General features: G+C 72.8%; 13 protein-coding genes, 1 pseudogene and 1 riboswitch. Of the genes and pseudogenes, 5 read left to right on the top strand and 9 right to left on the bottom strand.

Annotated elements, in window-relative coordinates:
* Window positions 1-14: 14 nt before the first annotated feature.
* A riboswitch (ZMP/ZTP riboswitch) is annotated at window positions 15-101 on the bottom strand.
* 128 nt (window positions 102-229) lie between these two features.
* Complete coding sequence (gene rocD / locus ACIRF8_RS21550) at window positions 230-1,492, top strand: ornithine--oxo-acid transaminase (RefSeq protein ID WP_404217025.1); 1,263 nt, start codon at window positions 230-232, stop codon at window positions 1,490-1,492.
* A 12-nt stretch (window positions 1,493-1,504) separates the two neighbouring features.
* On the opposite strand, the pseudogene ACIRF8_RS21545 reads toward rocD, so the two are convergent.
* Together ACIRF8_RS21545 and ACIRF8_RS21540 are read right to left on the bottom strand one after the other, a co-directional pair.
* A pseudogene (locus ACIRF8_RS21545) lies at window positions 1,505-1,864 on the bottom strand (glutathionylspermidine synthase family protein); the annotation flags it as partial.
* Between the two features lie 102 nt (window positions 1,865-1,966).
* Window positions 1,967-3,388, bottom strand: a complete 1,422-nt coding sequence (locus ACIRF8_RS21540) for a PLP-dependent aminotransferase family protein (RefSeq protein ID WP_404217024.1) — start codon at window positions 3,386-3,388, stop codon at window positions 1,967-1,969.
* Window positions 3,389-3,434: 46 nt separating this feature from the next.
* Between ACIRF8_RS21540 and ACIRF8_RS21535 the strand changes: the two genes are divergently transcribed.
* From ACIRF8_RS21535 to ACIRF8_RS21525, 3 genes are read left to right on the top strand one after another with little or no spacing between them, the layout of a single operon-like run.
* Window positions 3,435-3,965, top strand: coding sequence for a carboxymuconolactone decarboxylase family protein (locus tag ACIRF8_RS21535; RefSeq protein WP_404217023.1), 531 nt, complete (start codon window positions 3,435-3,437; stop codon window positions 3,963-3,965).
* Window positions 3,962-4,414 carry a carboxymuconolactone decarboxylase family protein gene (locus ACIRF8_RS21530; RefSeq protein ID WP_404217022.1) on the top strand — a complete coding sequence of 151 codons (453 nt, stop codon included), beginning with the start codon at window positions 3,962-3,964 and terminating at the stop codon, window positions 4,412-4,414. Before ACIRF8_RS21535 ends, ACIRF8_RS21530 begins: the two co-directional genes overlap by 4 nt.
* A 32-nt stretch (window positions 4,415-4,446) precedes the next feature.
* Window positions 4,447-5,178, top strand: a complete 732-nt coding sequence (locus ACIRF8_RS21525; RefSeq protein WP_404217021.1) for an isocitrate lyase/phosphoenolpyruvate mutase family protein — start codon at window positions 4,447-4,449, stop codon at window positions 5,176-5,178.
* 96 nt (window positions 5,179-5,274) lie between these two features.
* On the opposite strand, the gene ACIRF8_RS21520 is transcribed toward ACIRF8_RS21525, so the two are convergent.
* The 6 genes from ACIRF8_RS21520 to ACIRF8_RS21495 all read right to left on the bottom strand — a co-directional run bounded on the left by ACIRF8_RS21520 (window position 5,275) and on the right by ACIRF8_RS21495 (window position 13,634).
* Complete coding sequence (locus ACIRF8_RS21520) at window positions 5,275-6,237, bottom strand: ABC transporter substrate-binding protein (protein WP_404217020.1); 963 nt, start codon at window positions 6,235-6,237, stop codon at window positions 5,275-5,277.
* 1 nt (window position 6,238) lies between these two features.
* The gene (locus ACIRF8_RS21515; protein ID WP_404217019.1) at window positions 6,239-8,218 is read right to left on the bottom strand and encodes an ABC transporter permease; all 1,980 of its coding nucleotides are present in this window, start codon (window positions 8,216-8,218) and stop codon (window positions 6,239-6,241) included.
* Window position 8,219: 1 nt separating this feature from the next.
* A complete protein-coding gene (locus tag ACIRF8_RS21510; protein WP_404217018.1) occupies window positions 8,220-9,398 on the bottom strand; it encodes a glycine betaine/L-proline ABC transporter ATP-binding protein in 1,179 nt (392 codons plus the stop codon).
* Window positions 9,398-10,969 (bottom strand): GMC family oxidoreductase, encoded by a 1,572-nt coding sequence (locus ACIRF8_RS21505; RefSeq protein ID WP_404217017.1) that lies wholly within the window; start codon window positions 10,967-10,969, stop codon window positions 9,398-9,400. The genes ACIRF8_RS21510 and ACIRF8_RS21505 overlap by 1 nt, the downstream gene beginning before the upstream one ends.
* A 107-nt stretch (window positions 10,970-11,076) precedes the next feature.
* Window positions 11,077-12,687: an aldehyde dehydrogenase family protein gene (locus ACIRF8_RS21500; RefSeq protein ID WP_404217016.1), complete on the bottom strand. Its 1,611-nt coding sequence runs from the start codon at window positions 12,685-12,687 to the stop codon at window positions 11,077-11,079.
* Window positions 12,688-12,716: 29 nt separating this feature from the next.
* The gene (locus tag ACIRF8_RS21495; RefSeq protein ID WP_404217015.1) at window positions 12,717-13,634 is read right to left on the bottom strand and encodes a LysR family transcriptional regulator; all 918 of its coding nucleotides are present in this window, start codon (window positions 13,632-13,634) and stop codon (window positions 12,717-12,719) included.
* A 168-nt stretch (window positions 13,635-13,802) separates the two neighbouring features.
* Between ACIRF8_RS21495 and ACIRF8_RS21490 the strand changes: the two genes are divergently transcribed.
* Window positions 13,803-15,212: an MFS transporter gene (locus ACIRF8_RS21490; RefSeq protein WP_404217014.1), complete on the top strand. Its 1,410-nt coding sequence runs from the start codon at window positions 13,803-13,805 to the stop codon at window positions 15,210-15,212.
* Window positions 15,213-15,311: 99 nt separating this feature from the next.
* Here ACIRF8_RS21490 and ACIRF8_RS21485 read toward each other — a convergent pair whose 3' ends face one another.
* Window positions 15,312-16,301 carry a malate dehydrogenase gene (locus tag ACIRF8_RS21485; RefSeq protein ID WP_399059219.1) on the bottom strand — a complete coding sequence of 330 codons (990 nt, stop codon included), beginning with the start codon at window positions 16,299-16,301 and terminating at the stop codon, window positions 15,312-15,314.
* Window positions 16,302-16,448 lie beyond the last annotated feature (147 nt).

The raw sequence follows: 16,448 nt of genomic DNA, 5'->3' as shown, positions 1-16,448 counted from the left end.
CCGGGACGGCTGCACGGTTCGGCCCAGGCGCACGGCACACAGTTCGCGGGCCGCTCCCCGATGGTCGGTCCCATCCCAGCGCGCCAGTCACGGCCCGGCTCTCACAGTACCCGGCGCGCCGGTGCGGGAGGTTTCCGCGTCCATGATGCGAGCGACGATAGGAAGGGGCCACATTCGTCTCACACCGTACGAGCCGGACGGCCCCCAGAGCCGTAAGAACGGAGATCCCGTGACTTCTGTGACTCCCGCTCCCTCCGCGACTCCCCCTCCCTCCGCTACCTCCGCTACCTCCGCTACCGAGGATCTGATCGCCGCCGCCGATGCGCACAGCGCGCACAACTACCATCCGCTGCCCGTCGTCGTCGCCACGGCGGAGGGGGCGTGGATGACGGATGTCGGGGGGCGGCGCTATCTGGACATGCTCGCCGGGTACTCCGCGCTCAACTTCGGCCATGGCAACCGGCGGCTGATCGAGGCCGCGAAGGCGCAACTGGAGCGGGTGACGCTGACCTCGCGGGCGTTCCACCACGACCGGTTCGCCGCGTTCTGTACGCGCCTCGCCGAGTTGTGCGGCATGGAGATGGTGCTGCCGATGAACACGGGCGCGGAGGCGGTGGAGACGGCGGTGAAGACCGCCCGCAAGTGGGGGTACCGGGTCAAGGGGGTGCCGGAGGGCCGGGCGCGGATCGTGGTGGCGGACGGCAACTTCCACGGCCGTACGACGACGATCGTCAGCTTCTCGACGGACCCGGAGGCGCGCGCCGACTTCGGGCCGTACACGCCGGGCTTCGACGTCGTGCCGTACGGCGACCTGGAGGCGCTGCGGGCCGCGGTCACGGACGAGACGGTGGCGGTGCTGCTGGAGCCCATCCAGGGTGAGGCGGGTGTGCTGGTGCCGCCGCCGGGTTATCTGGCGGGCGTGCGGGAGGTGACGCGGGAGCGGGACGTCCTCTTCGTCGCGGACGAGATCCAGTCGGGGCTCGGCCGCACGGGGCGGACGTTCGCCTGTGAGCACGAGGGTGTGGTGCCCGACATGTACGTGCTGGGCAAGGCGCTGGGCGGCGGGGTCGTGCCGGTGTCGGCGGTGGTGTCCAGCGCGTCGGTGCTCGGGGTGCACCGGCCGGGTGAGCACGGGTCGACGTTCGGCGGCAATCCTCTCGCCTGCGCGGTGGCCCTTGAGGTGATCGAGATGCTGCGTGGCGGGGAGTTCCAGCAGCGGGCCGCGGAGCTCGGGGAGCATCTGCACGCGGAGTTGGGGCTGCTGGCCGGGGCGGGCAAGGTGACGCAGGTGCGGGGCCGGGGGCTGTGGGCGGGGGTGGACATCGATCCGGTGCACGGGACGGGCCGGGAGATCTCGGAGAAGCTGATGGAGCGGGGGGTGCTCGTCAAGGACACCCATGGTTCGACCATCCGGATCGCCCCGCCGCTGGTGATCGGCAAGGAGGATCTGGACTGGGGGCTCGATCAGCTCCGTGCGGTGCTGGGCGCCTGATCCGGGGCGCGGCTACCGGATGACGTGGGGCAGGAAGCGGGCGTACTCGTCCGTGACTGGGCCCGCCGATTCGCGGATGCCGAGACCTGCCGCCTCCTTCCCGACGACCCAGGCGCCGAGCACCACCCGGTTGCCGTCGAAGTCGGGAAGGGGGCTCGACTCCTGGTAGCAGCAGGGTTCTTCGCGGGGCTCGGGTGCGGCGGGGGCGCGCGGGGCGTCCAGGTAGGCGGGGAGGAGGTTCGGGTGGCTGGGGAAGAGTTCCCAGAGGACGGCCGGGAGCACCTTGTTGGACAGGAGCATCTTCCAGGCGGGTTCGATCCACAGGGTGGCGCCGGAGCCGAAGCAGCCGAAGCCGCCCCGGTCGACGGCCTCGCCGCGGCTGAAGGTGCCGTCGTCGGCCCAACGGTCCCCGCGCCCCTGTACGACGGTCGGCGTAGAAGGTCACACCGGTGGTGCGCGCACCGGCTCCCACCGTCAGGGGAGTACCCGGCACAGCGCGTCCAATGCGCCGGCCCAGGCGTGGTCGGGCGGGGTGCCGTAGCCGACGACGAGGGCGTCGGGTGCGGGGGCCGGGTGGGCGGTGTCCTCGTGGCGGAAGCTGGAGAGACCGGCGACGCGCAGGCGTTGCCAGGCGGCGGCGCGGACCACGGACTGCTCGGTGCCGGGCGGGAGGCGCAGGACCGCGTGGAGCCCGGCGGCGATGCCGGTGGCGCGGACGGCGGGGGCCTGTTCGGCGAGGGCCGCGACGAGGTGGTCGCGGCGGCGGCGGTAGCGCAGGCGGGCGCCGCGCAGGTGACGGTCGTAGGCGCCCGAGCGCAGGAACTCGGCGAGGGTGAGCTGGTCGAGGACGCCGCACGACCAGTCGCTGTCGCCCTTGGCCGCCGCGACCTCGTCGGTGAGCGCCGCGGGCAGGACCAGCCAGCCGAGGCGCAGGCCGGGGGCGAGCGACTTGCTCGCGGTGCCGAGGTAGGCGACCCGGTCCGGGTCGAGCCCCTGGAGGGCGCCGACGGGCTGGCGGTCGTAGCGGAACTCGCCGTCGTAGTCGTCCTCCAGGATGAGTCCGCCGGTGCGGCGCGCCCAGTCGACGGCGGCGGCCCTGCGGTCCGGGTGCAGCGGGACGCCGAGGGGGAACTGGTGGGCGGGTGTCAGCAGGACGGCCCCGCCCGGGCGGGGCTCAAGGGCGGCGGTGTCGGTGCCGCGTTCGTCGAGCGGGAGGGGGCGGGTGCGCAGGCCCGCGCGGGCCAGGATGTCCCAGTGGGCGTCGAGGCCGTACGACTCCACGGCGATGTCGGACAGGCCGCGGCGGCGCAGTACCTCGCCGAGCAGCATCAGGCCCTGGGCGAACCCGGCGCAGACGACGATGCGGTCGGGGTGGGCGTGGACGCCGCGGGCGCGGGCGAGGTAGTGCGCGAGGGCGGTGCGCAGTTCGGGTCTGCCGCGGGGGTCGCCGTAGCCGAGGGCGTCGTTCGGGGCCTCGGTCAGGGCCCGCCGGGCCGCCTTGAGCCATGCGGCGCGGGGGAACGAGGCGAGGTCGGGGGTGCCGGGGTGCAGGTCGTGGAGGAGCGTGCCCGGGGTGCGGCGGCCGGGGGCGGTGACGGGGCGGGGCGCTTCGACGGGGCGCTCGGCGACGCGGGTGCCGGAGCCCTGGCGGGCGGTGAGCCAGCCTTCGGCGACGAGGTCGGCGTACGCGTCGGCGACGGTGTTGCGGGCGATGCCCAGGTCGGCGGCGAGGGTACGGGAGGCGGGCAGCCGGGTGCCGGGGGCGAGGCGGCCTCCGCGGACGGCGTCGCGGAGCGCGTCGGTCAGGCCGCGGCGCAGGCCGGAGCCGGTGGGCTCGATGTGGAGGTCGATGCCGAGCGCCTGCCCGGAGGGCGAAGTGGCCCAGGTTTCTGCCATGGAAATGGACCATACCGCTGGGCTAATGGCTTCGTAGGGTCGAGGCATGACGACACACGAGGACACGGTTTCCACCGACGGGGCGAACGACGGGGCGGCGGCGTACGTGCACGAGCACACGCCGCGGCTCGCCTGGGCGCAGCACGCGCCCGAGGTCTTCAAGGCGATGGTGCGGCTGGACGCGGCGGCCCGACAGGGGCTCGACCCGGTGACGTACGAGCTGGTCAAGATCCGGGCCTCGCAGATCAACCGTTGCGCGCTCTGCCTTGACATGCACTCCAAGGACGCGCTGGCCGCGGGCGAGAGCGTGGAGCGGATCATCCAGCTCGCCGCCTGGGAGGAGTCGAAGCACTTCTACACGGAGAAGGAGATCGCCGCGATCGAGCTGACCGAGGCGATCACGGTGCTGACGGACGGGTTCGTCCCGGACGAGGTGTACGAGAGGGCGGCGAAGCTCTACGACGAGAAGGAGCTGAGCCAGTTGATCGCGGCGATCACCACGATCAACGCGTGGAACCGGTTCGGGGTCTCCACGCGCCAGTCGCCGGGCCACTACCAGGCCGGTGACTTCAAGTGACCGCACGCACCACGGTGTTGGACGCGGGGGTCAGGGACGCGCTGGTCGCGCTCGGCGCCGCGGCGAAGAAGGGGCTCGGGGACCCGGTCCTCGCCGAGCTGGTGATGGTCCGGGCCTCGCAGATCAACGCGTGCGCGTTCTGCCTGGACATGCACGTCGGCATCGCCGTCGACAAGCTCGGGCAGAGCGCGAAGCGGATCGCGCTCCTCGACGCCTGGCGCGAGGCCGGGGAGGTGTTCGACGAGCGGGAGCGGGCGGCGCTCGCGCTGACGGAGGCGGTGACGGTGCTCACCGGGGAGGGGTTCGTGCCCGACGAGGTGTACGAGCGGGCCGCCAAGCACTTCGACGAGGTCGAGCTGGCCCATCTCATCGGGGTCATCACGGTCATCAACAGTTGGAACCGGCTGATGGTCGGCCGCCGCATCGAGCCGGGCGGGCCCGCGTGGTGACCCCGGACCGGCCGCGGGGGGCCGCGCGCCCGGTGGATGTCCTCCGCGCCCTGCACCACGACCGCGCCCCGGGCGATCCGCTGGTCCTGCCGGGGCCCTGGGACGCGGCGAGCGCGCGGGTCTTCGAGGAGGCCGGGTTCCCGGCCCTGGCGACGCCGAGCGCGGGGGTCGCGGCGTCGCTCGGGTACGAGGACGGGCGGACACCGGCGGAGGAGATGTTCGCCGCGGTGACCCGGATCGTGCGGGCGGTGTCGGTGCCGGTCTCCGCGGACATCGAGGGCGGCTACGGCATCGCGCCGAAGGAGCTGGTGGAGCGGCTGCTGGAGACAGGGGCCGTCGGCTGCAACCTGGAGGACTCGGCCACGGTCCCGCGCACTCCGGGCTCCGGTGCGGCGCTCAGGGACCCTCGGCTCCACGCCGGCTGGCTGGCGGAGGTGCGGGCTGCGGCCGGTGACCGGATCGTGCTGAACGCGCGGATCGACACGTTCCTCAGGGGCGTTCGCGACCCGGTCGCCGAGACGGTCGAGCGGGCGCGCCTGTACCGGGCCGCCGGTGCGGACTGCGTGTACCCGATCGGGGCTCCGGCCGAGGCGCTGCCCCGGCTGCGGGCGGCGATCGAGGGGCCCGTCAACGTCGGGGCGCCGCCCGGCGGGCCCTCGCCGCGGGAGTGGGGCGAGCTGGGGGCCACGCGGATCACGTTCGGGCCGGGGCTCCAGCGCCGGGCGACGGACGCGCTGCGCCGGATCGCCGCCGACCTGCGCTGACGCCCCCGGCCGGGCAGGGCTGTGCCGGGCGCCCCCGTCAGGAAAGGCACCCGGCACAGGAACCCTGCCCGGCTAGGGCCTGTCCGCAAACTCGCCCTAGCCGGGCAGCCACGCCTCCCATGTGGAACGGTGACCGTCGATCCACTTCTTCGCCGCCTCGTCCGGCGAGAGTTTCTGCTCGGCGATCATGAGGGAGACCTCGTTCTGGTCCTCCGTCGTCCAGCGGAACTTCTTCAGGAGGGCCGCGGCCTTCCCGCCGCTCCGGGCGAAATCGGCGTTGAGGTACTTCTGAAGGGGCGTCTTCGGGTAGGCGCAGGCGACCTTCTTCGGGTCGGCGTCGCAGCCCTCCTTGTAGGCGGGCAGCTTCACCTCGGTCATCGGCACCTTCTTGAACAGCCACTGCGGCTGGTACCAGTACGTCAGGAACGGCTTCTTCTGCTTGGCGAACTGCTTGATCTGGGTGATCTGGGCGGCCTCTGAGCCGGAGAAGACGACCTGGTAGTCGAGGTCCAGGTTATGCACGAGGGCCTTGTCGTTCGTGACGTACGACGGGGAGCCGTCGAGGAGTTGGCCCTTGCCGCCGCTCTCGGCGGTCTTCATCCGGTCGGCGTACTTGTCGAGGTTCTTCCAGTTCGTGACGTCGGGGTGCTGCTTCGCGAAGTACGTGGGGACGAACCAGCCGATGTGCCCGGTGACGCCGAGGTCACCGCCGTTCTCGATGGTCCTCTTGTCCTTGACGTAGCGCTGTTCCTGGTCGGGGTGGCCCCAGTCCTCCAGGATCGCGTCGACGCGGCCCTGGCTGAGGGCGTCCCAGGCGGGGACCTCGTCGACCTGCACGGTGTCGACGCGGTAGCCGAGCTCGTGCTCCAGGAGGTACTGGGCGACGGCGACGTTCGCCTGGGCGCCGACCCAGGACTGGACGGAGAGGGTCACCGTCTTCGCGCCGTGCGCGTTGGCGTACGGGGACGCCTGCTTCGTCATGTCGGCGGCGCCGCAGCCGGTGACGGCGAGGAGGGCCCCGGTGCCCGCGACGGCCGCGCGGAGGTTACGTGTGCGCATGTCAGGCACCCTTTCCACCGCGGACGCGGCGTTCCGTCGGCTGGGTCACCCGGTCCAGCATCAGGCCGAGACAGACGATCGCGGCGCCCGCGACGAGCCCCGTGGCCAGGTCGCCCTGGGCGAGGCCGAAGACCACGTCGTAGCCGAGGGCGCCACCGCCGACGAGGCCGCCGATGATGACGACGGCGAGGACCAGGACGACACCCTGATTGACGGCGAGCAGCAACGCGGGCCGGGCGAGCGGGAGTTGGACCTGGCGCAGTTGCTGGCCCGTGGTGGCGCCCATCGAACGGGACGCCTCCATCGCGGCCGGGTCGACCTGGCGCAGCCCTTGCGTGGTGATGCGGACGACGGCGGGCAGCGCGTAGACGACGGCCGCCGCGGCGGCGGGGGCGCGGCCGACGCCGAAGAGGGCGACGACCGGGATGAGGTAGACGAACTGCGGCATCGTCTGGAAGACGTCGAGGACGGGGCGCAGGAGGCGCTCCAGGCGGTCGCTGCGGGCGGCGGCGATCCCGACGGCGAAACCGAGGACGAGGGTCACGGCGACGGCGGCGAGGACCTGCGAGAGCGTGTCGAGGGACGGCTTCCAGACGCCGAGTACGCCGATCGCGGCCATGGCGAGCACGGCGGTCAGGGCGGTGCGCCAGGTGCCGATCAGCCAGGCGAGCGCGGCGACGATCAGCAGCACCGACCACCAGGGGAGCCAGGTCAGGCCGGAGCGCAGGGGGTCGAGGATCCAGGTGGTGAAGTGCCCGGCCCAGTCGGCGGTGCCGCCCACGTAGGGGACGCCGGTGTAGAGGTGGTCGGTCATCCAGTCGACGGCGTCGTTGACGGGGCCCGCGAGGTGCACGACCCAGGAGTCCGGCCATTCGAGGCGGCCCGCGAACCGGGCCGCGAGCGCGACGACGACGGTCCCGGCGGCGACGACACCCCACTTCCAGGGTGCGGCGGGCTCCTGGGAGCCGAGCCGTTCCCCGGCCGCGCCGGTGATCCGGTCGAGGACGACGGCGAGCAGCACGATCGGGATGCCGGCGGCGAGCGCGGCGCCCACGTCGACGGAGGCCAGCGCCTGGTAGACGCGGTCGCCGAGGCCGCCCGCGCCGATGACGGAGGCGATGACGGCCATGGAGAGAGCCATCATGATCGTCTGGTTGAGGCCGAGGAGGAGTTCCCTGCGGGCCAGCGGGAGGCGGGCGGTCAGCAGGCGCTGGCGGCCGGTCGCGCCGAGCGAGGTGACGGCCTCCATGACACCGCTGTCGGCGGAGCGCAGGCCGAGCGCGGTGAGGCGGGCCATGGGCGGGGCGGCATAGACGACGGTGGCGAGGACCGCGGCGGGCACGCCGATGCCGAAGACCAGGACGACGGGCAGCAGGTACGCGTAGGCGGGGAAGACCTGCATGGTGTCGAGGACCGGGCGCAGGACGCGGTGCATGCGGTCGCTCAGGCCCCCGGCGAGGCCGAGGAGGGCGCCGAGGACGACCGAGACGAACACGGCGACGACCATGAGCGCCAGCGTCTGCACGGTCGGCACCCACATGCCGAGGGCGCCGCACACGAGGAAGGCGGCCACGGCGGACGCGGCGAGACGCCATCCCGCCACACGCCAGGCGATCAGTCCGGCCGCGGCGGTGACGCCCGCCCAGCCCGCGGCGAGCAGGACGAGGTAGACGGCGCGGACGGAGAGGACGACCGCGTTGCTGATGTGGCCGAAGAAGTAGAGGAACAGCGGGTGGCTGTCCCGGTTGTCGACGATCCAGTCACTGGTCCTGCCGAGCGGTTCGGTCAGGTCGACGGTGAGGGCGTCCGGCCATGTGGCACCGGACCAGCGGGAGCCGAGGATCGGGGCCAGCACGGCGGCGGCGACGGCGAGCACCAGGAGTTTGCCGAGCACCCGGTTGCGGAGCAGGCCGCTCCAGCGGGCGGGGGCGTCCTGGGTGGGGGCGTCCTCGGTGGGGGTGACGGAGACGGCGGCTGTCATGTCAGACCGCCTCGTCACCGTCGGCGGGGACGGGGGCTGTCGGTGCTGCCGGTGCTGTCGGTGCTGTCGGTGCTGATGGTGCTGATGGTGCTGTCGGTGTTTCCGTGTCCGTGCCGGCCACCACGCCCAGGAGGCGTTCGTGGTCGACCACGCCGACGCACCGGCCGTCGTCCATCACCCGCACGGCGAACCCGCTGCGCGCCACCGCCTCGATCGCCTGCGACACCGTGGCGTCGGGGGCGATCTCGGGGCCGCGGCCCCGCTCGTCGGTGTCGGCGGGGCGCATGGCGCGCCGGACCGTCATGACCTGTTCGCGGGGCACGTCGCGGACGAACTCGCGGACGTAGTCGTCGGCGGGCTCCCCCACGATCTCCTCGGGCGTGCCGAGCTGCACGATGCGGCCGTCGCGCATCAGGGCGATGCGGTCGCCGAGACGCAGCGCCTCGTTGAGGTCGTGCGTGATGAAGACCATCGTGCGGCCCTCCTCGCGGTGCAGGCGTACGACCTCCTCCTGCATGTCGCGCCTGATCAGCGGGTCGAGGGCGCTGAACGGCTCGTCGAACAGGAGGACCTCGGGGTCCACGGCGAGGGCGCGGGCGAGCCCCACGCGCTGCTGCTGGCCGCCGGACAACTGGCCGGGCCGACGCGACTCCAGGCCTTCGAGGCCCACCTTCGCGACGACCTCCCTCGCCTTCGCCCGGCGCTCCGCGCGCCCGACGCCCTGGATCTCCAGACCGTAGGCGACGTTGTCGAGGACGGTGCGGTGCGGCAGCAGGCCGAAGTGCTGGAAGACCATGGCGGCGCGGTGGCGGCGCAGTGCGCGCAGCCGGCTCTTGTCCATGGCGCACACGTCCTCGCCGTCGATGGACAGGGAGCCGGATGTCGGTTCGATGAGCCGGGTCAGGCAGCGCACCAGCGTGGACTTGCCGGAGCCGGACAGGCCCATCACCACGAAGACCTCACCGCGCCGGACGTCGAAGGAGACGTCGCGCACGGCGGCGGTGCAGCCGGTGCGGGAGCGGAGTTCGGCGGCGCTCAGGCCGGTCAGTTCCGCGTCGCCCGGGACGCGCTCGGACCGGGGGCCGAACACCTTCCACAGGTTGCGGACGGCGAAGACGGTCTCCTCGGAGGCGGTGGTCGCGTCCGGGGCAGGGCCCTTCACGAAGGTCGGCGTACTCATCACGCATCACCACCCAGCAGCTCGGCGCATTTCTCCCCGACCATGAGCACTCCGATCATCGGGTTCACCGCGGGCATCGTCGGGAAGACGGACGCGTCGGCGATTCGGATGGACTTGAGCCCGCGGACCCTCAACTCGGGGTCCACGACCGCGAGTTCATCATTTCTTGCGCCCATCCGACAGGTCCCGGCCGGGTGGTAGACGGTGTGGGCGACCTTGCGCGCGTACTCGCCGAGCTCCTCGTCACCGGTGACGTCCGGGCCGGGGCACACCTCGCGCTTGAGCCAGCCGGCCAGCGGCTGCGTCTTCGCGATCTCGCGGGCGATGCGGATGCCGTCGACGAGGGTCCGTCCGTCGTAGTCGTCCTCGTCGGTGAAGTAGCGGAAGTCGAGGGCGGGCTTGTCCTCGGGGTTCGCGCTGGTCAGGTAGAGGCGCCCGCGGCTCCTCGGCTTGGGGATGTTCGGGGTCATGGAGACCCCGTGCTCGGGCCTGACGTAGCCGAGGCGTTCCGGATTGTCCGTGAACGGGATCTGGTAGAAGTGGAACATCAGATCGGGCCCGGCGGCCTCGGGGTCGCGCTGGATGAACAGGCCGGCGTCGCTGTCCATGGCGCTGTTGTCGGGGATCGGCCCGTCGGTCTCCCAGACGATGACCGACTCCGGGTGGTCGAGCAGGTTCTCGCCGACACCGGGCAGATCGTGCACGACGGGGATGCCCAGCTTCTCCAGGTCGGCCCTGGGACCGACACCGGAGTGCAGCAGCAGGCGGGGCGTGTCGACGGCGCCCGCGCACACGACGACCTCACGGCGCGCGGACACGAGCGTCTCCTCGCCGTCCTTCGTGCGCACGTGCACGCCGCGCGCCCGTACGCCGTCGCCGCTGTCGGCGTCGAACTCCAGCTTGTACGCCCACGTTTCGAGCAGCAGCGTCAGGTTGGGGCGGTCGCCCGCCTCCATGTGGGGGTGGAGGTACGCCACCGACGCCGACGAGCGCTTGTTGTTCTCGGGGTGGTAGGCGAGGTCGAAGAAGCCGACGCCGTCCTTGAAGGGGGCCTTGTTGAAGCCCTCGACGCGCGGCACCCCGGTCGCCGCCCGCGCGGCTTCGACGAAGTCGCGGGCGATGGCGTTGCGGTCCTTCTCGTCGACGGCGACGATGTTGTTGCGCAGCTTGGCGAAGTAGGGGTCCATCGCCTTGTGGTCCCAGCCCTCGGCACCGGCCGCCGCCCACTCGTCCCAGTCGCCGGGCAGCGGCTTGAACGAGATGAGGGTGTTGTGCGACGAGCAGCCGCCGAGCACCTTGGCGCGGCTGTGCAGGATGTGCGAGTTGCCGCGCGGCTGCTCGGTCGTCGTGTAGCCGTAGTCCAGGTCGCCGCCGAGCAGGCCGAGCCAGCGGCGCAGCGTCAGTACGTCGTCGCGGTCGATGTCGCTGGGGCCGCCCTCGATGACGGCGACGGTGACGTCCGGGTCCTCGGTGAGCCGGGAGGCGATCACCGACCCCGCGGTGCCACCGCCGACCACCACGTAGTCGTAACAGTGCTGTGCGGTCGCGGGCTGTTCGGGGTGCTCAGGCATGCGTCAACTCCAAGGCGAGGCAAGGTACTTCGCGTAAGGGCGCGTAGAAGTGCGGGGGTGCGTAGAGGTGCGGGGGTGCGTAGAGGTGCGGGGGGTGCGGGGCGGGCTCAGCCCGCGAACCAGCGGACCGGCTTCGGTGCCAGGTTCTGGTAGATGTGCTTGGTCTCGCGGTACTCGGCGAGACCCGCGGGGCCCAGCTCCCGTCCCACACCGCTCTTGCCGAAGCCGCCCCACTCGGCCTGCGGCAGGTAGGGGTGGAAGTCGTTGATCCAGACCGTGCCGTGGCGCAGCCGGCCCGCGACGCGGCGGGCGCGGCCCGCGTCGGTGGTCCACACGGCGCCGGCGAGACCGTACTCGGTGTCGTTGGCGAGGGCGACGGCCTCGTCCTCGGTACGGAACGTCTCGACGGTGAGGATCGGCCCGAAGGTCTCCTCGCGCACGACGCGCATCTCGCGGTGGCACTGGTCGAGGACGGTCGGCTCGTAGAAGTAGCCGGTGGCGGGCCTGACGTCGCTCGGCTCGGGCCGCTTGCCGCCGCACCGCAGCACGGCACCCTCGGCGAGGGCGGACGCGACGTAGGACTCGGTCTTCTCGCGCTGCTGCTCGCTGACGAGCGGGCCGCACTCCACGCCGTCCTCCGTGCCGCGGCCGAGCCGGATCTTCTCGGCGCGGCGGGCGAGTTCGGCGACGAAGCGCTCGCGCACGGACTCCTCGACGATGAGGCGGGCGCCCGCGGAGCACACCTGGCCGCTGTGGATGAACGCGGCGTTGAGCGCCTGGTCGACGGCGGTGTCGAAGCCGTCCTCGGTCGCGCAGGCGTCGGCGAAGACGACGTTCGGGTTCTTGCCGCCGAGCTCCAGGGCGACCTTCTTGACGCCCGCGGCGGCGGCCTGGGCCACCTTGGTGCCGCTGACGAGGCCACCGGTGAAGGAGACCAGGTCGACGTCGGGGTGGTCGGCCAGGCGGGCGCCGACCGAGGCGCCGGGGCCCGTGACGATGTTGGCGACGCCGGGCGGGAGCCCGGCCTCCAGCAGCAGTTCGACGAGGACGACCGTGGTCAGCGGGGTGATCTCGCTGGGTTTGACAACGAAGGTGTTGCCCGCCGCGAGCGCGGGGGCGATCTTCCAACTCGCTTGCAGCAGCGGGTAGTTCCAAGGCGTGATCATCGAGCAGACGCCGACCGGCTCGTGCACGACGACGGAGTGGATCTCCTCGGAGCCCGCGTCGACGACGCGTCCGGGGCCCTCCCCGATGACGAGGTCCGCGAAGTAGCGGAAGGCGTCGGCGACGCAGTCGACGTCGACGCGCCCCTCCTCGACGGTCTTGCCCGCGTCGCGGCTCTCCAGGAGGCCGATCCGCTCCCGGTCGCGGACGAGGAGGTCGGCGACGCGACGCAGCAGCGCGGCGCGCTCGGCGACGGGCGTCCTCGGCCAGGGGCCCTCGTCGAAGGCGCGGCGCGCGGCGGCTATCGCGGCGTCCGCGTCCTCGGCACCGCCCTCGGCGATCACCGCGAACGGTGTGGCGTCCGCCGGGTCGAGGATGGCGCGGGTGGCTCCCGAGGCGGCGCCGCGCCACTCTCCGCCGATATGGATGGTGCTTTGTACTGACACGTCCTGCTTTGCCTTCCGTTCCGGTTCGCTCCCCCGAGCACGGCGGACGGCCTCTCGGTCCGCTCTGCCGTGATGCCGGATGTCCCTGCCCTGGGGGTCGCAAAGCATGCGCGATCCATGGCCGAAAGTGTGCCCCGTCACACGGCGGCGACGGTGGCTCCCGGCCCCGGGCGCATGAGGTCGCGCACGCACTCCCGCAGCCACGCGTGCGCCGGGTCCGCGTCGTGGCGCGGGTGCCAGGCGAGAGCGAGCGGCAGCGGCGGCAGGTCCAGCGGGACCGGGAAGGTGACGAGGCCGAGCGCGTCGGTCATCGGCAGGCACCACGAGCCGACGAGCCCGACCAGGTCCGTCTCGCGCAGGAAGAACAACGACGACGGGAACGAGCCCACGCTGCCCACCACCCGTCGCCGCAGCCCGAGTCCGGCGAGCGCCTCGTCGACAGGACCGTGCAGTTTCCCGCGCCGGGACACGGTCAGGTGCTCCGCCTCCTCGGCGAACCGGCGAGGCGTCAACTCGCCCTCCAGCAAGGGGTGTCCGGCGCGCACCGCGCCCAGCATCCGGTCCACGGTCAGCGGCTCGATCCGCACCTCGGGCGCCGCCGTGTCGATGACGCCGACCTCCAGGTCGGCGGTCCCCTCCCGCAGCACCGGCGCGTCCAGATGGCTCTCGCCGAGGAAGCGCAGCCGGACGCCGGGCGCCTCGGCGGCGGCCCGGGAGAGCAGCGCGGGCCCGAGCAGCGCGGCGAGCGAATCGCTCCCGTGGACCGTGAACGTCCGGGTCAGCGACCGCAGGTCCACCGCTCCGCGCGCCGCGAACAGTGCCCGGGCCCGCTCCACCACCGCCCCGACCTCGGCCCGCAGCGACAGCGCGTACGGCGTCGGCACCATCTGCCGCCCGGCGCGCACCAGCAGCGGGTCGCCGAGCGCCTTGCGGGCCCGGCCGAGGGTGCGGCTCATCGCGGGCTCGGACAGGTGCAGGCGCCGGGCGGCGCCGCGCACGCTCTGCTCCTCCAGCAGCACGTCGAGGGCGACCAGGAGATTCAGGTCGAGTCCCATCGCCGCGGACGGCCGCGCCGCAGCTCCGTCGCCGGATTGCACCACAAGCAATCATCCTCTGCACACATTGCACTGGAAAGCAGACCGGGGCCGACCCTACGTTGAGCGGGCGCCGCGCACCACACCCCCGTGCCGCTCCCGACATCCCTGAAGCTCCGAGGAGGAGCCATGTCCGCGCCCACTCCCGCGTCCGCCCCGACGACCTCCCCACCCCCGTCCGCGACGGCCGGGCCGGCCCGCCTGGGCCGCCTCACCCTGGCCACGCTCTGCGCCTGCGTGATGGTCGCCCAGAGCATGGTCGCCGCGATCAACCTGCTGATCCCGCAGCTCGGTTCGTCGTCCCTGCACCCCTCGGCGACCCAGATCCTGTGGACGGTCGACGCGTACGTCATCGCGTTCGCGGGCCTGCTGATCCCGGCGGGCGCCGCCGCCGACCGCCACGGCCGCAAGGGCGCGCTCCTGACCGGCCTCGCCCTGTTCGCCGCGGGCGCCGCGACCAGCGCGCTCGCCACCGCGCCCGGTGTCCTCATCGCGGGCCGCGCGATCTGCGGCACCGGCGCCGCGCTGATCACCCCGGCGACCATGTCGCTCCTGGTCCACCTCGCCGGGGACCCCAAGCGCCGCGCCCGGGCCATGGCGGCCTGGGCCCTCGCGCTCGGCATCGGCGGCGCGCTCGGCAATCTGGGCGGCGGCCTCGCGGGCCAGTTCCTGTCCTGGCGCGCCCTGTTCTGGGCGATGGTCCCGCTCGCGGCGCTGCTCGCCGCGGCCGTCGCGCGGGCCGTCCCGCGCACCCCGCGCGTCGACCGCGGCAACCCGGACCCGTTGGGCACCCTGCTCGTCACGACGGCCCTGCTCGCGATCCTCTTCGGCGTCATCGAGGGCCCGTCGTACGGCTGGGGTTCGACCCGCATCCTGCTCGCCTTCGCGCTCGGCGCGCTCCTGGCGGCGGCCTTCACCGCCCACGCCCTGCGCTCCCCGGCGCCCCTCCTCGACCCGCGCGTGTTCCGCTCCCCGCGGCTGCGGGCGGCGACGCTCGGCATGGCGGTGGGCTTCTTCGGCCTGTTCGCCCTGTTCTTCGTCAACTCCCAGTACCTGCAAGGCGTCAAGGGGTACGGTCCCGCGCTCACCGGCGTCGCGATCATGCCGGTGACGGTGGGCATGGCGCTGGCGCCCAGGTTCGCCGCGCGGTGGCAGGCGACGCCCCGGCCGGTCGTCACCACCGGTCTCGCCCTGATCGGCCTCGGCCTGCTCGGCGCGTCGACGGCCGGGCCGCACACCCCGTACGGCGTCTACGTCCTGTGGCTCCTGGTCATATCCTTCGGCACCGGCGCCTGCATGCCGGCCCTCACCCTCGGCGTCCTGACCTCCCTGCCCGCCCACCAGGCGGGCCTCGGCTCCGGTCTCGGCACTGCCTCCCGCGAACTGGGAGCGGCGCTCGGCGTCGCCGTCACCGGGACGGTGCTGGGCGGCGCGGGGCGGGACTTCTCCTCGGGCATGTCGCTGGCGCTCGGCGTGGTCGGCGGGGTGACGCTGCTGTCGACGGCGGCGGTCAGCCTCGGTCTGCGGGATCGCGCGTAGGGAGGGCGCGTGGGGCGGGCGCGATCCGTCCGCACACACGAACGCCCGCGGCGGGTCCGGGGACCCGCCGCGGGCGGCAGACGCGAGAGAGGGTGGAGGCTAGAGCAGACCGAGGCCGCGAACCGCCTCGCGCTCCTCCGCCAGCTCGGCGACGGACGCGTCGATCCGCGCCCGCGAGAACTCGTTGATGTCCAGGCCCTGGACGATCTCGTACGCGCCGTCCTTGGTGGTGACGGGGAACGAGGAGATGAGGCCCTCGGGCACGCCGTACGAACCGTCCGAGGGGATGCCCATGGAGGTCCAGTCGCCCTCGGCCGTGCCGTTGACCCACGTGTACACGTGGTCGATGGCGGCGTTGGCGGCCGAAGCGGCCGACGACGCGCCGCGCGCCTCGATGATCGCCGCACCGCGCTTGGCGACGGTCGGGATGAACTCGTCCGCGAGCCACTTCTCGTCGTTCACGGTCTCCGCGGCGTTCTTGCCGCCGATCGTGGCGTGGAAGATGTCGGGGTACTGGGTGGCGGAGTGGTTGCCCCAGATGGTCAGGCGCTTGATGTCGGCGACCGTCGAGCCCGTCTTCTTCGCGAGCTGGGTCAGCGCGCGGTTGTGGTCCAGGCGCGTCATGGCCGTGAAGCGCTCGGCCGGTACGTCCGGCGCGGCGGCCTGGGCGATGAGGGCGTTGGTGTTGGCCGGGTTGCCGACGACGAGGACCTTGATGTCGTCCGCGGCGTGGTCGTTGATGGCCTTGCCCTGCGGCTTGAAGATGCCGCCGTTGGCCTCCAGGAGGTCGCCGCGCTCCATGCCCTTGGTGCGGGGGCGGGCGCCGACGAGGAGACCGACGTTGGCGCCGTCGAAGGCGACGTTCGGGTCGTCGGTGATCTCGATGCCCTGGAGCAGCGGGAAGGCGCAGTCGTCGAGCTCCATGGCGGTGCCCTCGGCGGCCTTGAGCGCCGGGGTGATCTCCAGGAGGCGCAGCTTGACCGGCACGTCCGCGCCGAGCAGCTGGCCGGAGGCGATGCGGAAGAGCAGTGCGTAGCCGATCTGGCCGGCGGCGCCGGTGACGGTGACGTTCACGGGAGTGCGGGTCATGGCGTTCTCCGTATGACAGCAGGTCTTTTGATCGATCTCTCGGCATCAAGAGATCCGGCCGTCAGGCTATCGCGCCCCGCCCCCGGCGGACCTACCGGTGCGTGTGGCTCACCCCACAGAGCGACCGGGTTGTCACGCGCGGGCCCG

This window comes from Streptomyces sp. NPDC102406, from assembly GCF_044765725.1.
Classification (GTDB): domain Bacteria; phylum Actinomycetota; class Actinomycetes; order Streptomycetales; family Streptomycetaceae; genus Streptomyces.
Note: the sequence above shows the minus strand (reverse complement) of the source record. Positions and strands in the feature narration are given on the sequence as shown.

Coding starts and splice junctions, on each gene's coding strand:
- ACIRF8_RS21540 (WP_404217024.1), bottom strand. CDS start 3,388: ATGGCAGAAACCTGGGCCACTTCGCCCTCCGGGCAGGCGCTCGGCATC.
- ACIRF8_RS21535 (WP_404217023.1), top strand. CDS start 3,435: ATGACGACACACGAGGACACGGTTTCCACCGACGGGGCGAACGACGGG.
- ACIRF8_RS21520 (WP_404217020.1), bottom strand. CDS start 6,237: ATGCGCACACGTAACCTCCGCGCGGCCGTCGCGGGCACCGGGGCCCTC.
- ACIRF8_RS21515 (WP_404217019.1), bottom strand. CDS start 8,218: ATGACAGCCGCCGTCTCCGTCACCCCCACCGAGGACGCCCCCACCCAG.
- ACIRF8_RS21510 (WP_404217018.1), bottom strand. CDS start 9,398: ATGAGTACGCCGACCTTCGTGAAGGGCCCTGCCCCGGACGCGACCACC.
- ACIRF8_RS21505 (WP_404217017.1), bottom strand. CDS start 10,969: ATGCCTGAGCACCCCGAACAGCCCGCGACCGCACAGCACTGTTACGAC.
- ACIRF8_RS21500 (WP_404217016.1), bottom strand. CDS start 12,687: ATGCTTTGCGACCCCCAGGGCAGGGACATCCGGCATCACGGCAGAGCG.
- ACIRF8_RS21495 (WP_404217015.1), bottom strand. CDS start 13,634: ATGGGACTCGACCTGAATCTCCTGGTCGCCCTCGACGTGCTGCTGGAG.
- ACIRF8_RS21490 (WP_404217014.1), top strand. CDS start 13,803: ATGTCCGCGCCCACTCCCGCGTCCGCCCCGACGACCTCCCCACCCCCG.
- ACIRF8_RS21485 (WP_399059219.1), bottom strand. CDS start 16,301: ATGACCCGCACTCCCGTGAACGTCACCGTCACCGGCGCCGCCGGCCAG.